The organism is Haemophilus haemolyticus (assembly GCF_001008275.1).
Lineage (GTDB): Bacteria > Pseudomonadota > Gammaproteobacteria > Enterobacterales > Pasteurellaceae > Haemophilus > Haemophilus haemolyticus_P.
Genome location: NZ_LCTH01000002.1, coordinates 1 through 18,868 on the forward strand (window position 1 = coordinate 1; position 18,868 = coordinate 18,868).

At 38.5% G+C, this 18,868-nt stretch carries 15 protein-coding genes; 8 read left to right on the top strand and 7 right to left on the bottom strand.

Annotation, left to right across the window (positions count from 1 at the left end):
- Positions 1–128 precede the first annotated feature (128 nt).
- The 4 genes from AAX15_RS00010 to AAX15_RS00025 all read left to right on the top strand — a co-directional run bounded on the left by AAX15_RS00010 (position 129) and on the right by AAX15_RS00025 (position 2,800).
- Complete coding sequence (locus tag AAX15_RS00010; RefSeq protein WP_005635860.1) at positions 129–1,058, top strand: LysR family transcriptional regulator; 930 nt, start codon at positions 129–131, stop codon at positions 1,056–1,058.
- 9 nt (positions 1,059–1,067) lie between these two features.
- Positions 1,068–1,802, top strand: a complete 735-nt coding sequence (gene azlC, locus AAX15_RS00015; protein ID WP_046938532.1) for an azaleucine resistance protein AzlC — start codon at positions 1,068–1,070, stop codon at positions 1,800–1,802.
- Complete coding sequence (locus AAX15_RS00020; protein ID WP_046938533.1) at positions 1,799–2,128, top strand: branched-chain amino acid transporter permease; 330 nt, start codon at positions 1,799–1,801, stop codon at positions 2,126–2,128. Before azlC ends, AAX15_RS00020 begins: the two co-directional genes overlap by 4 nt.
- Positions 2,129–2,566: 438 nt before the next feature.
- Entirely contained in the window at positions 2,567–2,800 is a 234-nt protein-coding gene (locus AAX15_RS00025) for a YgjV family protein (RefSeq protein ID WP_046938534.1), read from the top strand.
- Between the two features lie 75 nt (positions 2,801–2,875).
- On the opposite strand, the gene prfC is transcribed toward AAX15_RS00025, so the two are convergent.
- Positions 2,876–4,459, bottom strand: a complete 1,584-nt coding sequence (prfC, locus tag AAX15_RS00030; protein ID WP_046938535.1) for a peptide chain release factor 3 — start codon at positions 4,457–4,459, stop codon at positions 2,876–2,878.
- Positions 4,460–4,637: 178 nt separating this feature from the next.
- On the opposite strand from prfC, the gene AAX15_RS00035 reads away from it, so the two are divergent.
- Both AAX15_RS00035 and rnb read left to right on the top strand, forming a co-directional pair.
- Positions 4,638–5,426 (top strand): SDR family oxidoreductase, encoded by a 789-nt coding sequence (locus AAX15_RS00035; protein ID WP_046938536.1) that lies wholly within the window; start codon positions 4,638–4,640, stop codon positions 5,424–5,426.
- A 64-nt stretch (positions 5,427–5,490) separates the two neighbouring features.
- Positions 5,491–7,470: an exoribonuclease II gene (gene rnb / locus AAX15_RS00040; protein ID WP_046938537.1), complete on the top strand. Its 1,980-nt coding sequence runs from the start codon at positions 5,491–5,493 to the stop codon at positions 7,468–7,470.
- A 246-nt stretch (positions 7,471–7,716) separates the two neighbouring features.
- Here the strand turns inward: rnb and gyrA are convergent, their stop codons facing one another.
- The 3 genes from gyrA to AAX15_RS00055 all read right to left on the bottom strand — a co-directional run bounded on the left by gyrA (position 7,717) and on the right by AAX15_RS00055 (position 13,221).
- Complete coding sequence (gene gyrA / locus AAX15_RS00045) at positions 7,717–10,359, bottom strand: DNA topoisomerase (ATP-hydrolyzing) subunit A (protein ID WP_046938538.1); 2,643 nt, start codon at positions 10,357–10,359, stop codon at positions 7,717–7,719.
- Positions 10,360–10,927: 568 nt separating this feature from the next.
- Positions 10,928–12,691 carry a 30S ribosomal protein S12 methylthiotransferase accessory factor YcaO gene (gene ycaO / locus AAX15_RS00050; protein WP_046938539.1) on the bottom strand — a complete coding sequence of 588 codons (1,764 nt, stop codon included), beginning with the start codon at positions 12,689–12,691 and terminating at the stop codon, positions 10,928–10,930.
- Positions 12,692–12,828: 137 nt separating this feature from the next.
- Positions 12,829–13,221 (bottom strand): hypothetical protein, encoded by a 393-nt coding sequence (locus AAX15_RS00055; protein ID WP_046938540.1) that lies wholly within the window; start codon positions 13,219–13,221, stop codon positions 12,829–12,831.
- Positions 13,222–13,535: 314 nt separating this feature from the next.
- Between AAX15_RS00055 and AAX15_RS00060 the strand changes: the two genes are divergently transcribed.
- A complete protein-coding gene (locus tag AAX15_RS00060) occupies positions 13,536–14,342 on the top strand; it encodes a methyltransferase domain-containing protein (protein ID WP_046938541.1) in 807 nt (268 codons plus the stop codon).
- Here AAX15_RS00060 and AAX15_RS00065 read toward each other — a convergent pair.
- Complete coding sequence (locus AAX15_RS00065; RefSeq protein ID WP_046938542.1) at positions 14,339–15,037, bottom strand: methyltransferase domain-containing protein; 699 nt, start codon at positions 15,035–15,037, stop codon at positions 14,339–14,341. The genes AAX15_RS00060 and AAX15_RS00065 overlap by 4 nt on opposite strands.
- 33 nt (positions 15,038–15,070) lie before the next feature.
- On the opposite strand from AAX15_RS00065, the gene gloB reads away from it, so the two are divergent.
- Complete coding sequence (gene gloB / locus AAX15_RS00070; protein WP_046938543.1) at positions 15,071–15,772, top strand: hydroxyacylglutathione hydrolase; 702 nt, start codon at positions 15,071–15,073, stop codon at positions 15,770–15,772.
- Between the two features lie 43 nt (positions 15,773–15,815).
- Here the strand turns inward: gloB and tehB are convergent, their stop codons facing one another.
- A complete protein-coding gene (gene tehB, locus AAX15_RS00075; protein ID WP_046938544.1) occupies positions 15,816–16,676 on the bottom strand; it encodes an SAM-dependent methyltransferase TehB in 861 nt (286 codons plus the stop codon).
- Between the two features lie 112 nt (positions 16,677–16,788).
- Entirely contained in the window at positions 16,789–18,837 is a 2,049-nt protein-coding gene (gene metG, locus AAX15_RS00080) for a methionine--tRNA ligase (RefSeq protein ID WP_046938545.1), read from the bottom strand.
- Positions 18,838–18,868 lie beyond the last annotated feature (31 nt).

The window sequence follows — 18,868 nt, forward strand, 5'->3', positions numbered from 1 at the left end:
TAAGAATAGAAGAACCCCAGTTGGATAACTGGGGTTTTTGTTTTCTCTATAGAATATTAATTCGAATATTTCGTATTTTAAGGTATTATATCTATCATCTAATTTTCTATTTTATATGAATATTTTTAATGAAACCAACCTTTCTAGAATTTAGACATCTTAAAACTTTATTAGCCTTAAAAGAGACAGGGAGCGTTTCTTTAGCAGCAAAACGAGTATATCTAACGCAATCTGCTCTTTCTCACCAAATTAAATTAATAGAAGAACAGTTTGGTTTGCCTTTGTTTGAACGTAAAAGTAATCCACTTCGTTTTACTTCGGCAGGAGAGCGTTTAATTCGTCTTGCTAATGAGGTAATGCCAAAAGTTGTTGATGCTGAACGTGATCTTGCACGCGTTAAACATGGTGATGCGGGTCAGCTGAGAATAGCTGTGGAATGTCATACTTGTTTTGATTGGTTAATGCCTGCTATGGACGAATTTCGCCGGCATTGGGGGCTAGTTGAGTTGGATATTGTATCTGGTTTTCATACGGATCCTGTTGGTTTATTGCTTTCTCACCGAGCAGATTGGGCGATAGTATCAGAAGTAGAGCATAATGATGATGTAATTTTTAAACCGCTCTTTTCTTATGAAATGGTTGGGATTTGCTCAAAAGATCACCCTTTAGCAGAAAAAGAAATTTGGGATGCGGAAGATTTTGCAGATGAAACCTGGGTAACTTACCCGGTTCCTGATGATATGTTAGATCTATTGCGTAAAGTGCTTAAACCAAAAGGAATTAATCCTACTCGCCGCACAACAGAATTGACTATTGCTATGATTCAATTAGTGGCAAGTCGTCGTGGCATTGCGACTATCCCTTATTGGGCTGCGTTGCCTTATTTGGAAAAGGGCTATGTCGTGGCAAGAAAAGTCACAAAGGAAGGTTTATATAGCAACTTATATGCAGCAATTCGCAAAGAAGATGAATCCCTTTCTTATTTAGAAGATTTTTATCAAACCGTAAAGGCTCAAAGTTTTTCAACTTTACCTGGGCTATCTGTTTTAGATTTATAGAAGTAATAAATGAATTTTTCTCAACAAAATCAGCAGCCCCATCCGATTAGTGCAGCGGCTAAAGCTGCTTTTCCTTATAGTGCGCCAATGATTGCAGGATTTTTATTTCTTGGTGTGGCATACGGTATTTATATGAAGGCACTAGGTTTCGGATTTTTATATCCTACTTTGATGGCTTTACTTATTTATGCTGGTTCTGTTGAGTTTATTGCTGCTGGAGCACTTATCGCGCCTTTTTCTCCAATCAGTGTGTTATTAATTACCTTGATGATCAGTACTCGCCAGATTTTCTATGGCATATCAATGTTAGAAAAATATGGGGTATATATTGGTCATAAACGTTGGTATTTAATTACTACTCTTGTAGATGAATCTTTTTCTTTAAATTATATGGCCAAAATTCCACCGCACTTAGATAAAGGTTGGTATATGTTTTTTGTCAGCTTATATTTGCATATTTATTGGGTGGTTGGCGCAGCAATGGGTAACTTATTTGGCTCTGTTTTACCTTTTGATTTAAAAGGTGTGGAATTCTCGATGAGCGCTCTTTTCTTAGTCATTTTTGCAGAAAATTGGATAAAGGAAAAATCTCATGAAAGCTCTCTTTTAGGTTTAGGGATTGCATTGGCTTTTTTACTGATTGTAGGAAAAGAATATTTCTTAATTCCAACATTAATTGGTATCTGGTTAATTCTAACTATGCGTGGGCCTAAATTAGACACAAAATTGGAGTCGCTAAAATGACACTTGCAGAACAGATTATGACTATTGGAATTTGTGTGCTTACTGTACAATTTACGCGCTTATTGCCATTTTTTATATTCCCAGCTAATCGTCCGATTCCACAATATATTCGCTATCTTGGGAAAGTTTTACCTCCAGCTATGTTTGGTATGCTTGTAGTTTATTGCTATAAGAATATTGATGTTTTAACTGGTTATCATGGTATCCCTGATTTTCTTGCTGGCATAGTGGTGCTAGGTCTGCATTTTTGGAAGAAAAATATGTTCCTATCTATTGCCATTGGCACGCTTTTCTATATGCTTTTAGTTCAAGTTGTCTTTATTTAGAATAAAATCATAACTTTCATTTCTCTAGAATTCTCTTGAATCTAAAGTTACTTCATAGTTTATAATCAATCTAATTTCTAGAATGGTAGAAATTGGAATTCTAGTTATTAAAAAAGATAGAACCTCGTTTTATTAAATTCTTTTATTGTTCATAGTACGATCATCTAGATTGCTAAAAGAATTTAGCCGGTGACAAAGTGCGGGTTGAGCGAGCTAATGTTATCTAATTCCCCCAAATTGGATAAGCTTCCCAAGATTTTAGATGTGCGCACTCGTCCCGGCTTTTTATTTGCTCATGATGATAAAAATACCTTTATTCTTTGTAAGGTAAAATAATTTTATCTTGCAATCGGTTGCTTTTTTTTCTGATCTTTTCCTTATTTTAAAAATCTTTTATCATGGCGCCCGTTTTTATTTTTAATCGAAGAGAACAGAATTATGGAATTGAATTTAGTTGAATTATTGGGTTATATCGCAACCTTTTTTGTTGCAGTATCATTTTTGTTTAAATCTATCGTACATCTACGCATAGTGAACAGCATTGGTGCAATTTTATTTGTCATCTATAGCGTAATTATCGCCGCTTATCCTGTAGCATTATTAAATGCATTTTTAGTTGTTGTGAATGTTTATCAACTTTGGCGATTAAGACAAGAAAAACTCTATAAATAAAAGAAAAGCGTTGAATTAAATTTCAACGCTTTTTTTCTGGAAAAGTGCGGTGATATTTCACCGCACTTTGTCGTTTTAATGTTCACGAGTTTTGTAAAAAACGACATCAGGATAACGTTCTTGAGCTAAATTCAGATTTACCATTGTTGGTGCAATATAGGTTAAGTTATCTCCACCATCTAAAGCTAAATTTTGCTCATTTTTGCGCTTAAATTCTTCGAATTTTTTCGCATCGGCACATTCCACCCAGCGTGCGGTTGCAACGTTCACATTTTCATAAATCGCTTCTACGTTATATTCAGTTTTTAGACGAGAAACCACCACATCAAACTGCAAGACACCCACCGCACCTACAATTAAATCGTTGTTCATTAATGGGCGAAATACCTGAACAGCCCCTTCTTCTGAAAGTTGTACTAAACCTTTAAGTAATTGCTTTTGTTTGAGCGGATCTCTTAAGCGAATACGGCGGAATAGCTCAGGCGCAAAGTTTGGAATACCGGTAAATTTTAAAGTTTCGCCTTGCGTAAAGGTATCGCCAATTTGGATCGTACCGTGGTTATGCAAGCCGATAATATCGCCCGCATACGCTTCCTCTGCGTGAGAGCGGTCGCCCGCCATAAAGGTTAAGGCATCAGAAATCACCACATCTTTGCCAATTCGAACATGTTTTAGTTTCATGCCTTTTTCATATTTGCCTGAAACAACACGCATAAAGGCAACTCTGTCGCGGTGTTTTGGATCCATATTAGCTTGAATTTTAAATACGAAACCACTGAATTTTTCTTCTGAACTTTCGACTGTTCTTGTATCAGCTTGACGAGATTGTGGTTTTGGCGCCCATTGTGTTAAACCATCAAGGAAATGATCCACACCAAAGTTACCTAATGCTGTCCCGAAAAATACTGGTGTAAGTTCACCTTTAATAAAGGCATCATGTTCAAATTCGTTACTTGCGCCTTGCACTAATTCCAATTCATCGCGAAGTTGTTGTGCTAAATCGTCGCCAACAGCGGCATCTAATTTGGGGCTATTTAAACCTTTCACAATGCGAACTTCTTGAATGGTTGAGCCTTGACCGGATTGATAAAGATAGGTTTCATCTTTAGCAATATGATAAACGCCTTTAAATAATTTTCCGCAACCAATAGGCCATGTAATTGGTGCACAACGAATTTTCAGAATATTTTCAACTTCATCTAACAATTCCATCGGATCACGAATATCGCGGTCAAGTTTGTTCATGAAGGTGATGATTGGCGTATCACGTAAGCGAGTTACTTCCATTAGTTTAATTGTACGTTCTTCAACCCCTTTTGCGGAGTCGATAACCATTAAGCAGCTATCCACAGCAGTTAAAGTGCGGTAAGTATCTTCAGAGAAATCTTCGTGCCCTGGGGTATCAAGTAAGTTCACAAGGCAATCATTATAAGGAAATTGCATTACGGAAGTGGTAATCGAAATCCCACGTTGTTTTTCCATTTCCATCCAGTCAGATTTGGCATGCGCAGTCGAGCCTTTGCCTTTTACTGAACCTGCTGTTTGAATCGCATTTCCGTATAAAAGTACTTTTTCGGTGATGGTTGTTTTACCTGCATCGGGGTGGGAAATAATCGCAAAAGTGCGACGTTTATTAACTTCTTCTAATGGATAACTCATTGTTTCTTCTTCATTCAATTAAAAATGTGGGCTATTTTCGCTGATTTTAGGTTTTTGCTCAAACGAATTTGTAAATAAAGTGCGGTTGGTTTTTTTAGAAAAATTGGTCTGCTTTGTACAAAGACAAATTTTCGCTTATACTACGCAAGTTTTTTACGCTAACAATATAGGAAAAATTATGGGTTTCTTAACAGGTAAACGCATTTTAGTAACCGGTCTTGCAAGCAATCGTTCTATCGCTTATGGGATCGCAAAATCAATGAAAGAACAAGGTGCAGAACTAGCTTTCACTTATTTAAACAATAAATTACAACCGCGCGTAGAAGAATTTGCCAAAGAATTTGGTTCTGATATCGTGCTTCCTTTAGATGTGGCAACCGATGAAAGCATCCAAAACTGCTTTGCAGAATTAAGCAAATGTTGGGAAAAATTTGATGGTTTCGTACACGCTATCGCATTCGCACCAGGCGATCAATTAGATGGTGATTACGTAAACGCAGCGACTCGTGAAGGCTACCGTATCGCTCACGACATCAGTGCATTCAGTTTCGTTGCTATGGCACAAGCAGCCCGCCCTTACTTAAATCCAAATGCTGCATTATTAACGTTATCTTACTTAGGTGCAGAACGCGCAATTCCTAACTACAACGTCATGTGTTTAGCGAAAGCGTCTCTTGAAGCTGCAACTCGCGTGATGGCTGCTGATTTAGGTAAAGACGGTATTCGTGTGAATGCGATCTCTGCTGGTCCAATCCGTACTTTAGCAGCATCAGGCATTAAAAACTTCAAGAAAATGCTTTCTACCTTTGAGAAAACCGCTGCATTACGTCGCACTGTGACTATCGAAGATGTGGGTAACTCAGCGGCATTTTTATGCTCTGATTTAGCATCGGGTATTACCGGTGAAATCGTTCACGTAGATGCAGGTTTCAGCATCACCGCAATGGGCGAATTAGGCGAAGAATAATTTTTCTTACATTCTTTTTAGGCAGGCTTTTCAGTCTGCCTTTTCTCTTTTTTAAAATATAACTATGTTCCAAGATAATCCATTACTCGCACAACTTAAGCAACAAATCCACGACAGCAAAGAGCATGTAGAAGGCGTGGTAAAAAGCACAGATAAAGCCTATGGTTTTTTAGAGTGCGATAAGAAAACCTATTTCATCGCGCCGCCTTCAATGAAAAAGGTGATGCACGGTGACAAAATCAAAGCCACCATTGAAAAGCAAGGCGATAAAGAACAAGCCGAGCCGGAATCCTTAATTGAGCCAATGTTGACACGTTTCATTGCAAAAGTGCGGTTCAATAAAGACAAGAAATTGCAAGTTTTGGTGGATCATCCAAGTATCAACCAACCCATTGGCGCACAACAAGCTAAATCAGTTAAAGAAGAATTACAAGAAGGCGATTGGGTCGTCGCGAATTTAAAAACGCACCCATTACGTGATGATCGTTTTTTCTATGCCACTATTAATCAATTTATTTGCCGCGCTGACGATGAATTTGCCCCTTGGTGGGTAACATTGGCACGTCATGAGCAATCTCGTTATCCTGTGCAAGGCGCTGAAAGTTATGAAATGTTAGATCAACAAACCCGTGAAGATCTGACTGCACTTCATTTTGTGACGATTGACTCAGAAAGCACAATGGATATGGACGATGCCTTATATATTGAGCCTATCGAACAAAATGGTGAACAAACAGGTTGGAAATTAGTTGTTGCGATTGCCGATCCAACTGCTTATATATCGTTAGATTCTCAAATTGAAAAAGATGCGAAACAGCGTTGTTTCACCAATTATTTGCCGGGCTTTAACATTCCTATGTTGCCACGCGAATTATCTGATGAATTATGTTCGTTAATCGCAAATGAAACGCGTCCAGCCCTTGTTTGTTATATCGAAACGGATCTTGAAGGCAATATCACAGCTAAACCGCATTTTGTTTCGGCTTATGTTCAATCTAAAGCGAAATTGGCTTACAACAAAGTGTCGGATTATTTAGAACTGGCAGATAACGCATCGCAGCCCGAAACTTCAGAAATTGCACAGCAAATTGATTGGTTACATCAATTTACCAAAGCACGTATTCAATGGCGTAAGACTCATTCTTTGTTATTTAAAGAAAAACCGGATTATTCTTTTGTGCTCGCTGAAAATGGCAAAGTGGCAGAAATCAAAGCTGAATATCGTCGTATAGCCAATCAAATTGTCGAAGAATCGATGATTATTGCTAACATTTGTGCCGCGCAATTTTTAGCAGAGCATGCACAGACTGGTATTTTCAATACGCATAGCGGTTTTGATAAAAAATTCTTAGAGAATGCGCACAATTTCTTAATGGCAAATTTAGCCAATGAACAAAATCAAGCTGAACTTGCTGAGCGTTATTCGGTAGAAAATTTGGCAACATTAAACGGTTATTGTCAAATGCGCCATGATATTGAACCAATTGAAGGTGACTATTTAGAATTCCGTTTACGTCGTTATTTAACTTTCGCCGAATTTAAATCGGAATTAGCACCGCACTTTGGTCTTGGTTTAGAAGGGTATGCTACATGGACATCACCAATTCGTAAATATTCTGATATGGTGAACCATCGTTTAATTAAAGCAGTATTGATACAACAAGCTTGTAATAAGCCACAAGATGAAGTGCTGGCCCGTTTACAAGAGGCTCGTCGTCAAAATCGCTTGGTTGAGCGTGATATCGCAGATTGGTTATATTGTCGCTATCTTGCTGATAAAGTCGCAGAAAATGCTGACTTTGATGCGGAAGTGCAAGATGTGATGCGCGGTGGCTTACGTGTGCAATTATTAGAAAATGGCGCCTCAATGTTTATACCTGCTTCAACTTTACATAATAATAAAGAAGAAATGCAGGTGAATTCCGATGAGATTGCCCTTTATATTAAAGGTGAGCGTATTTATAAAATAGGCGATATAGTGAAAGTGAAACTTACGGAAGTGAAAGAAACAACTCGCAGTATTGTTGGCGAAATCGTTCAATAAAATTGTTCTTCTTTAAACCGATTTTCAGTGATTGAAAATCGGTTTTTTCTTGTAGCCAGACGAAAGTCTGACTATAAAAACTATACGTATGGAGGTAAATAGCTTAAGCGATGAACAGAAAAAATCCTCGCTATAAAAATGTGGAGATAGTAGAGGAGCATGTAATGTTAGACTATATCTACATGCTCTTAAAGATTTTACATAAAAACCGCACGTTTTACGTGCGGATTGCTATTTTATAATAGGTTATTCTTCAGAACCGCTTTCTTCCAAAGAATCTTCTTCATCTGCATCACAAACACGCTCTAAACTTACTACATGTTCATCATCTGCAGTACGAATTAAACGAACACCTTGAGTATTACGGCCTACGATGCTTACCTCGCTTACGCGTGTGCGAACAAGTGTTCCTGCATCAGTGATCAACATAATTTGGTCTGTTTCTTCTACTTGAGTTGCGGCAACGACTTTACCATTGCGTTCACTCACTTTAATTGAAATCACACCTTTTGTATTACGTGATTTAGTTGGGTATTCACTTAATTGTGTGCGTTTTCCGTAGCCGTTTTGCGTTGCGGTTAAAATTGCACCTTCACCTTTTGGTACAACGAGAGAAACCACTTTATCGATATTTAAGTCTAATGATGCTTCAGCGTTGTCATCAGAAATATCTTCAATTTCGACCGCACTTTCATCGTCAGAAATATCATTTGTTAAAGACAGTTTGATACCACGAACCCCAGTTGCTAAACGCCCCATTGCACGCACAGCATTTTCTGCAAAACGTACCACGCGACCTTGTGATGAGAACAACATAATTTCGTTGCTGCCATCAGTAATATCCACGCCGATTAATTCATCTTCGTCACGTAAATTCAATGCGATGATACCATTTGAACGTGGACGACTAAATTCGGTTAAGGCGATTTTCTTCACAATACCGCCAGCAGTTGCCATGACTACGAATTTATCTTCTTCGTAAGCAGAAACTGGCAAGATTGCAGTAATACGCTCGTTTTCTTGTAATGGAAGAATATTCACAATTGGACGACCGCGTGCGCCACGGCTTACTTGAGGAAGTTGATATACTTTCAACCAATATAAACGGCCACGGCTAGAGAAGCAGAGGATCGTATCGTGAGTATTTGCCACCAGTAATTTTTCGATGAAATCTTCTTCTTTCATCTTCGTTGCAGATTTACCTTTACCACCACGGCGTTGTGCTTCATAGTCAGTTAATGGTTGGTATTTCACATAACCTTCGTGAGAAAGTGTCACAACCACATCTTCTTGTGCGATTAAATCTTCTAAATCAATATCGCCAGAAGCTGCAGTAATTTCAGTTAAACGATCATCACCGAATTGTGCTTTCACTTCTTCCAATTCTTCACGAATCACTTCCATTAAACGTTCTGCGCTACTTAAAATATGAAGAAGATCCGCAATTTTAACTAATAATTCTTCATATTCTTTTACAACTTCTTCAAAGGCAATGCCAGTTAAACGGTGTAAACGAAGTTCTAGAATTGCGTTTACTTGCGCTGGCGATAAGTAATATTGTTCGCCTTGAATACCAAGATTTTCTTCTAAATCATCAGGACGAGCAGAAACATCAAGAAGATTAATAATATCGCTATGTAACGTCCAAGAACGTGAGCTGATTGCTGTTGCCGCTTCCTCACGGTTTTTAGAGTTGCGAATGATCGCAATCATTTCATCGATATTAGAACGAGCAACCGCTAAACCTTCCAAAATGTGCGTACGTTCACGCGCTTTGCGAAGTTCAAAGATAGAACGACGTGTCACCACTTCACGGCGGTGTAAAACAAAGGCTTCAATGATTTCTTTAAGATTAAATAAACGTGGCTGACCGTGATCCAATGCCACCATATTGATACCAAAGGTCACTTGCATTTGAGTAAGCGAGTAAAGATGGTTTAATACCACTTCCCCTACTGCATCACGTTTAATATCAATTTCAATACGAATCCCTTCTTTGTTTGAAAGGTCAGTAATATTGCTGATGCCTTCGATTTTTTTCTCACGAATTAATTCAGCGATTTTCTCGACTAATTTTGCTTTATTTACTTGGTATGGCAATTCAGACACGATGATTTGCTCGCGTCCTTTTTCGTTGGTTTCTACTGTTGCACGAGCACGAACATACACTTTACCACGACCAGTGCGATAGGCTTCTTCAATCCCTTTACGACCATTAATTAATGCAGCGGTTGGGAAGTCTGGTCCTGGAATATGTTGCATTAATTCATCAATGGTAATTTCATTGTTGTCGATATACGCCAAGCAGCCATTTAATACTTCGTTTAAGTTGTGAGGAGGAATGTTAGTTGCCATCCCTACCGCAATACCAGAAGAACCATTTGCTAAAAGTGCTGGAATACGAGTTGGCAATACATCTGGAATCATTAATTCGCCATCATAGTTTGGCGAGAAATTGACGGTTTCTTTATCCAAATCCGTAAGCAATGCTTGCGTAATTTTTTGCATACGCACTTCGGTATAACGCATTGCAGCTGGCGCATCACCATCAATTGAACCGAAGTTACCTTGCCCATCAACCAACATATAGCGAAGTGAGAATGGTTGCGCCATACGAACGATTGTATCGTACACGGCTGAGTCACCATGCGGGTGATATTTACCGATTACATCACCCACAACACGCGCTGATTTTACATATTTTTTATTGGCGGTATTGCCTTCGCGATCCATTGAGAATAGTACGCGGCGGTGAACAGGTTTTAAACCATCTCGAACGTCAGGTAATGCACGCCCAACGATAACCGACATCGCGTAGTCAAGGTAGGAAGATTTGAGTTCTTCTTCGATATTGACAGGGGTGATAGATGATTGGATTGAATCCGTCATTGGTATTCCTTTTTTGATCAAAAATTGTGGCGGATTATAGCATAAAGGTATGTTTTTTTACATTAGGATTTCGCCTAATGGCGACTTACTTTCTTTTGCTTGTACAAAAGAAAGTAAGCAAAGAAAAGTACCCCCAGTTAAATCGCTGATCTTTGCTTTGTTTCAATTTTCTTTACGGCAATTTTCTAAACTCGCAACTACGTTGCTCAGACAGATGAAAATTGCTTAAAAATTGAAAGTCGCAAAGGCGATTTATATGGGTCCCGAGTTTATCGGAGGATCATTTAAAAGTGCGGTTGGTTTTAGGGCGGTTTTTATAGGTCATTTTATTTGTAGGTAGAATTAAATGGGTTCCCTTCTTTTTCTCCTTTGTTTCATAGAATTTGTAGGAAATTTTCGTCTGTTTGAGCCGTTTGCGGCGAGTTCAGAAAATTTCCGTTAAGCAAATTGTATGAAACAAAGGAAATAAGGAAAAGCAGGGACGTTTTTCTTTTGCCTACTTTTCTTTGGCGAAGCAAAGAAAAGTAGGTCGTACTTTCAAGAATTGAAAGTACGATATAAGCCTAATTTATTTTTGATGTGTTCGCTTTGCTTTCTGCAACTTCCCATAAGCCTCTAGCAACGCTTGATGTTCCTTAAAGTTTTCCAAATTTTCATCACTTGCTGGAAGATTGTAGAACGGATTACCACCTTCAGAGACAGCTGCCCAAGCTTGTTTAACTGCATCTTTACCATACATTTTCTCAAACACTGCACGATATTGTGCTGGGTCGCGATTTTGATCTAAATGTAATTCAATGATGGAAATTAATGCACGGTAATAATTCACACGTTCTGTGGTGAATACGGAGCTGTTCATATTCAGCGTCCAGTTTGCCCAATCTAATGCTTGTTCTAATTCACCTAATGCAAGGTGGAGCATTGATTTTAATTCACCGACGCGTAAAGTTGTCCAGCCGCTATTTTTAGGGGCAACGATACCGATAAATTCACGTACGCGAGTTGCATCGTCAATATCTTGGCCATCTAATTCTTCTAATAACTCTTGATAGGTTTCCGCATCGTGATGCCAGTTTGGTAAATCCAGTAAAATTTCGCGCCAATCCATTCCCATATTGTTGTTGGCGTAAATTAAATCGTCTGCAGGATAAATATCAGACATGCCTGGTACAATAATACGGCACGCATATACATCTAAATGGTTGTAATCCATTACGTAAACTTCTTTTTCATCCGCACGGAAAATCGCCATTAAATTATTGTATTCTTCCTGCGTTGTACCGCTGAAATCCCAATCAGTAAATTCATAATCTGGTGTTTGTTTAAATAAATCCCAAGAAATTAAACCGCTTGAATCAATAAAGTGGGTTTCTAAATTAGCGTGTTCAGCCACATCATCGTTATTGAAAGATGGCGGTGAGAAGACATCCAAATCTTTCAAGCTACGGCCTTGTAAAAGTTCAGTCACCGTACGTTCTAATGCCACTTGGAAATTTGGATGTGCACCGAAAGAGGCAAAGCAAGTGCCGTTATTAGGATTTAATAACACTACGCAAATAACAGGATATTTTCCGCCAAGTGAAGCATCAAAAGCATAAATTGGGAATCCTTCTTCCTCTAATTTTGCAATGGAGGCCTGAATAGATGGATAGCGATCCATTACAGATTTTGGAATTTCCGGCAAGCTGATCGCTTCAGCGATAATTTTGTTTTTCACATAACGCTCAAATACCTCTGACAAGCCTTGCACGCGTGCCTCAAATTTTGTATTGCCCGCAGACATGCCATTTGAGACATAAAGGTTAGCAATAATACTTTGTGGGATGTAAACGGTTTGTTCATCCGATTGACGAACATAAGGCATCGCCACGATCCCGCGATCATAATTGCCAGACTGTAAATCGACTAATAATTCAGGCGTAAGTTCGGCATTAGGATCAAAATAATCCAATAAATAATCATCTAAAATGCCATTAGGCAGTAAAGCATCTTCTTCAATCGGGAACCATTTTTCATTGGGATAATGCACGAAATCGCTGTTTGCAATCTCTTGCCCTAAATAGAAATCAGCAAAGAAATAATTAGTGGAAAGACGCTCAAAATATTCGCCAAGGGCAGAAGCTAACGCCGCTTTTTTGCTTGCCCCTTTACCATTAGAAAAACACTGAGGGCAGTCTTTATCGCGAATATGCACAGACCATACATTTGGCACAGGATTAAGCCAAGAGGCTTCTTCAATATTAAAACCAAGTGCGGTCAATTTTTGCTGAAATTTTGCAATGCTATCTTCTAATGTGGCATCTTTGCCAGGGATAAACGTTTGTTCTGTCATTTTTTGTTCCTAAACGCGAAAAAAGTGCGGTGAATAATAGGGGAGTTTTAATGGCTGGGCAAGATTTTTTCGGCAAAAATAAACCCCGAAACACTTCGGGGTTTTCTACCGAACTTTTAATGTATATTTGATTGGCGTTAAAGTAATGTTGGATTGAACCGCATTTTCAAGGCAATCGTAATGGTGGCGAAAATTTTCTCATCGTTAAGAGGAAAGTTTTCGCGTAAAGTGCGGTGGGAATCAGTTATGTTTATTTGAGCTTGTGATAATTCACCTAGTAACATGGGGAGCGAAAGATTGAGCTGCTCAGCGATTTGTTGAATAGAAAAATGTTCGAAAGTCATCATCAAGCGATCTAAATTGCAGTAAGACGGCATACGATTATGCGTGATGAGATCGGCAAATTGCGTGTTGATTTTTACCCATTTCTTCTTACGGCTATAAAAATGCAGTAACAAACCAAATACGGTAAATCCAGCAAAGAAAAGATGAATATCTAGGGCTTGAGTAAAAGGAAAGCCTAACCACATTGAAATGCCACTTGCAACAACAAAAAGCAAACTTTAGGCTAATCCCCACACTAAGAAAAATTTATAAATTACTTCAAATTTCATTGAATTGTCCTTTTCTACAAAATAACCATAGGAAAATATAGAACACCTAATATTATAGAATTCTTTTAACTCATTTTACTACGTTATATTTGAATTAATATATCGATACTGTAGAATTGGTTGCAATGTCTCGTTTTTAAAAAGTTAAAATGAAAAAACGCTTACCATTTTAACCGCACTTCTCCAGAACTTTTACATCAACATTTGAATAACCACATTGAAAAATCACTATGACTATTTACGACATCAATTTTGCTAAACTTTATCAACAACACTTAATCGCTTGTAATCATTACAACTTACCTCCGACAAAATGGGATAAAAAAGCCGTGAAAATGGCAGAAAATTTGGTTGGCAAACCTTCTGCATATAATCAGCAATTATTGCAAGCTATGAATGTGCAAGCCGATGAAACCGTGTTGGATATTGGCTGTGGCCCCGGTACTTTTGCTGTGCCTCTCGCACAACAAGGCTCAACCGTATATGCCTTAGATTATAGTAATGGAATGTTAGATTGCTTGGCTCAATTCAAGCTGAAATTTGGTTTGCATCATCTCACGACATTTCATAAATCTTGGGCGGATAATTGGGATGATGTGCCGCAAGCTGATGTGGTGTTGGCATCTCGTTCAACCTTGGTGGACGATTTGGAGGATATGATCGAAAAACTCTGTGCCAAAGCGAAAAAACGTGTGTTTTTGACTTCTGTCACACAACGTCATTTCTTAGATGAGGGCGTATTTGAGGCGATTGGCCGTGAAGATATTGGTTTCCCGACTTATATTTATTTACTCAATCGGTTGTATCAAAAAGGCATTCAGGCAAATTTGAATTTTATTGAAACCGAATCGGGTTATTTTCAAGGTGAAAGCTACGAGGATTTATTAGCCTCGGTGGAATTTTCTTTAGGCGAACTTTCCGAAAAAGAAAAACAGGGTTTAAAAGCCTTTTACGATCGTAAACAAGCCAACAATGAACCTATTTCTCACGGACAGAAAAAATGGGCGTTGATTTGGTGGAATGTGGAACGTGCCTAACTTTCAAGATTGAATGCATTTACCGGCTCTAAAAATACCGGTATTTTTGACCGCACTTTTTCTGGGTTAAGAGTTAGTGGATAGATACGTTTTTGCGCAATGATTAACGTGAGTGGCGAAAAGATTGTTGCGCGTTTATTCTTGGTTGCGATAGGGCATTTTTCAATCACTTCAAAATTGAGCAACGAAAGCCAATCCATGACTCGCCAAGCAGGGTAGTGACGCAACGGATAATTTCCCATTTTTCTTTTGAAAATCAGCGGACTTAATGGATTAAATAAAGCAATAAAAATCCAGCCATCGTCAGCTAGTATGCGATGAGATTCACGCAGAATTTGATGAGGATCTTGCGCAAAATTAAGCGTATTCATTAAGAATACGGCATGGATTTCTTTTTGAATGAACGGCAATTCGGTGAGGCTTGTTTGAACCAAGCTATTTTTAGCATGGCAAAGTGCGGCAAGATTTGGCGTGATTTTTTCGCTCAGAATAATCTGGTGGTGCATAGGCAAATTCGTTGTAACTTCGCCACTTAACCCACCGATTTTCAAAACCTGATGACCTAAAATTTTGGGCATCCAAGGCATTAACGTTTGGCGTAAGGCTTGGCAATAATCATCCCCCTTTGGCAAATTTTGCCAACTTTCAGGCTGAATGAAAGGCTTGGTCGCTTTGGCATTCCAGTTTACAATCATTTTATTCCTCCATCACAAATGAAAAGGACGATTATGTTATTTGCTTTGCCTGCGCTGAATGATAACTACATTTGGCTTTATCAACGAGAAAATCTGCCTCTTATTATTGTCGATTTGCCTGAGACGGACAAGCTGTTTACATGGCTAGATAAGCAAAACGCAACGGTTGAAGCTGTGTTGCTTACTCACGAACATGATGATCATACACAAGGTGTGTCGGCATTTAAAAAACGTTATCCAACGGTGCCGATTTATGGGTCGCAAGAATGTGAGAAAAAAGGCGCAACTCAAATAGTGAACAAAGGGAAGATCCTTACCGCACATTATCAAATTGATGTCATTCCGACTGGTGGACACACTAAACAGCACGTTAGTTTTTTAGTGGATAACCATTTATTTTGTGGTGATGCGTTATTTTCAGCTGGTTGCGGGCGTGTTTTCACGGGTAATTACGCACAGATGTTTGAAGGTTTACAGCGTTTGAACACATTGCCTGATGAGACGATTGTTTGCCCTGCTCACGAATACACCTTGGGGAATTTAGCGTTTGCAGAAACAGTGCTGATGGATAAAAGTGCGGTAGAAAAACAACGTATTTTTGTTGAAAAACAACGGTCTGAAAATAAACCTAGTTTGCCGACAACCTTAAAACTAGAGCGAGAAATTAATCCGTTTTTACAAGCAAAAACACTTGAAGAATTTACCGCACTTCGTAAGGCCAAAGATATTTTCTAATATTGGGTGAGGACAAAGTGCGGTGATTTTTTTAATTAGCGGGTTATTTCTTTCTCGCTAACATTGTGGCAAATTTCATTTTAATGCGATTGCCGTTTTCATCGGTTTTGTGTAATTCGCCCATATTTTCGTTATATTCTAAGAATTCCCAATCTTTGTAATATTCTTTTAATTCATTTTCAGCAAAGGTGAAAGAGAACGGAAGTGGGCAAGGCACATCATCTGTGGACATAGCGGCAACGATTAAGTTATACCCGCCAACATTGGTGTGTTCTTGCATATTTTTAATGATTGACGGCACACGTTCACGATTTAAGAACATAAACACCACTGTTGAAACAATAAAATCGTAGTTTTCTTGAATGTTGGCAGAGTTAATGTCGTAAAGTGCGGTAGAAATATTAAGATTTTCTTTCTCTTTGGTTTCATTTAAAAAGGCAATGCTGTTTTCATTGTGATCCCAAGAGGTCACATCATAGCCTAATAAACTTAAATAAAGTGAATTACGCCCTTGTCCGCAACCTAAATCTAATACTTTACAAGGCGAGATAATTTTTGCTGCATCCACTACATCGCCGTGAGTGGCAGTCATGTTGTATTTTTTACTGAAATAATCTTCTTTTTTGCAATAGAAACCTAGCGTACATTCTAAATCATCTGAAAGTGCTTCAACACGATGCCATGCTTGAGGTTCAACAAAAGGAATGTCGCTTTCTGGTGTAAAAATATGCTCGGCAATGACATCGCCATTTTCTGTTAGCTCATAAAATTTGAGCTTACCTTTTAATACGGTTAATTTCCCCCAAGTACCGACTTTTGTATTGTGCTTTTCTTGGAACATTTGTGGCAATTTGTCTTTTGTCCACACTGGCATTTGTTTATAGCAAATTAATTCGTTTTTCATAATATTCTCCAAACAGATAAATAGTTGAGTGTTATAGTAGGTTATAAGTCGCCTATTTTCAACAAGAAAATAAAAGGGCAACGTAATGTTGCCCTCATTTAGATTGAATTGATTATTTTACTTGCATGCCTGCAGTGACACCGCTATCGGCAGACAACAAGAATAAATCACTACCGCCAGTGCCTGCGGATAGAATCATTCCCTCAGATACGCCGAATTTCATTTTACGTGGCGCAAGGTTTGCCACCATAATCACAAAACGACCTTCTAATTCTTTAGGTTTATTGTAAGCCGCTTTAATGCCAGAGAAGACTTGACGAGTATGATCGCCAAGATCTAATTCAAAACGTAAAAGTTTATTAGATTCTGGCACAGCTTCGCATTTCAATACTTTTGCTACACGCATATCAAGTTTAGCGAAATCATCAATAGTGATGGTTTCCGCAATAGGTTCAACAGCAGAAAGTGCGGTTGGTTTTGCTTCAGTTTTTTCGGCGGCTTTATTGGCTGCGGCAAATAAGGCTTTGGTTTCTTCTACAACGGCATCAATTTGTTTTTTCTCTAAACGAGAGAATAAGGCTTTGAATGGTGCAAGAGTATGGCCAAGCAATGGTTGATGAATATTATCCCAACGTAATTCAGCTTGTAAGAAGGCTTCTGCACGTTCTGCCAGTTTTGGAAGAACAGGTTTTAAGTAAGACATCAACACGCGGAAAAGCTCAATACCCATTGAACATACGGCTTGCAATTCTGCCTCTTTGCCTTCTTCTTTTGCAATCACCCAAGGGGCTTTTTCATCAATGTATTTATTGGCTTTATCTGTTAATGCCATAATTTCACGAATGGCTTTATTGTATTCACGGCTTTCGTAATAAGCGGCGATTTGCTCGGCTTGAGCGGTAAATTCTGCAAATAATGTTTCATCTTCCAGTTTATTTGCAAGTTTGCCTTCAAAGCGTTTCGCAATAAAGCCTGCATTGCGTGAAGCCAAATTCACTAATTTGTTTACAATATCCGTGTTTACACGTTGTACGAAATCTTCAAGGTTAAAGTCTAAATCTTCAATGCGATCATTTAATTTTGCCGCATAGTAATAGCGCAAACATTCAGGATCGATATGATTCAAATAAGTGCTGGCTTGAATGAAAGTCCCGCGAGATTTTGACATCTTCGCCCCATCCACCGTGACATAACCGTGAGTGAACACATTAGTCGGTTTACGATAGCCACTGCCTTCAAGCATTGCCGGCCAGAATAGACTGTGGAAATAAACGATATCTTTACCGATGAAATGATAAAGCTCCGCATTACTGCCTTCCGCCCAAAATTCATTGAAATCAATGCCTTCACGATTGCATAGATTTTTGAATGAAGCCATATAGCCGATTGGCGCATCTAACCAAACATAGAAGAATTTATCTTTTGCGCCTGGAATTTCAAAACCGAAATAAGGCGCATCGCGTGAAATATCCCATTGTTGTAAACCACTCTCAAACCATTCTTGCATTTTGTTCGCAATTTCAGATTGAAGTGAGCCAGAACGTGTCCATTCTTTTAACATACCTTCAAATGCAGGTAAGTCAAAGAAAAAGTGTTCAGATTCTTTTACAACAGGTGTTGCGCCAGAAACAGCTGAACGAGGATTAATTAAATCCATTGGGCTATAAGTTGAAGCACACACTTCGCAGTTATCTCCATATTGATCTTCTGCTTTACATTTCGGGCAAGTGCCTTTCACAAAACGATCAGGCAAGAACATATTTTTTTCAGGGTCGAATAACTGAGAAATAACTTTACTCTTAATAAATCCATTGGCTTTGAGTTTATTGTAAATTTCTGCAGTGAGTTGTTTGTTTTCTTCGCTGTGAGTGGAATGATAGTTATCAAAACTAATATTAAAACCTGCAAAATCACGAACGTGATCGGCTTTTGCTTTAGCAATTAATTCTTCAGGTGTAATGCCAAATTTATCAGCATTCAGCATAATCGGTGTGCCATGCGCATCGTCTGCACAGACAAAATGGATTTTATTGCCACGCATACGTTGAAAACGCACCCAAATATCCGCTTGGATATGTTCTAACATATGGCCTAAATGAATTGCCCCATTGGCATAAGGCAAGGCGCAAGTGACTAAAATTTTACGGGGTTGAGTTGTCATTTATTATTCTCTTTTTTAGCATATAAAAACT

What these genes read in the sequence shown, in the direction of transcription:
- AAX15_RS00065 (WP_046938542.1), bottom strand. Translation starts at nt 15,037, where the DNA reads ATGATTGTAAACTGGAATGCCAAAGCGACCAAGCCTTTCATTCAGCCT.
- rnb (WP_046938537.1), top strand. Translation starts at nt 5,491, where the DNA reads ATGTTCCAAGATAATCCATTACTCGCACAACTTAAGCAACAAATCCAC.
- tehB (WP_046938544.1), bottom strand. Translation starts at nt 16,676, where the DNA reads ATGAAAAACGAATTAATTTGCTATAAACAAATGCCAGTGTGGACAAAA.
- prfC (WP_046938535.1), bottom strand. Translation starts at nt 4,459, where the DNA reads ATGAGTTATCCATTAGAAGAAGTTAATAAACGTCGCACTTTTGCGATT.
- AAX15_RS00020 (WP_046938533.1), top strand. Translation starts at nt 1,799, where the DNA reads ATGACACTTGCAGAACAGATTATGACTATTGGAATTTGTGTGCTTACT.
- metG (WP_046938545.1), bottom strand. Translation starts at nt 18,837, where the DNA reads ATGACAACTCAACCCCGTAAAATTTTAGTCACTTGCGCCTTGCCTTAT.
- AAX15_RS00035 (WP_046938536.1), top strand. Translation starts at nt 4,638, where the DNA reads ATGGGTTTCTTAACAGGTAAACGCATTTTAGTAACCGGTCTTGCAAGC.
- AAX15_RS00025 (WP_046938534.1), top strand. Translation starts at nt 2,567, where the DNA reads ATGGAATTGAATTTAGTTGAATTATTGGGTTATATCGCAACCTTTTTT.
- AAX15_RS00010 (WP_005635860.1), top strand. Translation starts at nt 129, where the DNA reads ATGAAACCAACCTTTCTAGAATTTAGACATCTTAAAACTTTATTAGCC.
- AAX15_RS00060 (WP_046938541.1), top strand. Translation starts at nt 13,536, where the DNA reads ATGACTATTTACGACATCAATTTTGCTAAACTTTATCAACAACACTTA.
- AAX15_RS00055 (WP_046938540.1), bottom strand. Translation starts at nt 13,221, where the DNA reads ATGTGGTTAGGCTTTCCTTTTACTCAAGCCCTAGATATTCATCTTTTC.
- ycaO (WP_046938539.1), bottom strand. Translation starts at nt 12,691, where the DNA reads ATGACAGAACAAACGTTTATCCCTGGCAAAGATGCCACATTAGAAGAT.
- gloB (WP_046938543.1), top strand. Translation starts at nt 15,071, where the DNA reads ATGTTATTTGCTTTGCCTGCGCTGAATGATAACTACATTTGGCTTTAT.
- gyrA (WP_046938538.1), bottom strand. Translation starts at nt 10,359, where the DNA reads ATGACGGATTCAATCCAATCATCTATCACCCCTGTCAATATCGAAGAA.
- azlC (WP_046938532.1), top strand. Translation starts at nt 1,068, where the DNA reads ATGAATTTTTCTCAACAAAATCAGCAGCCCCATCCGATTAGTGCAGCG.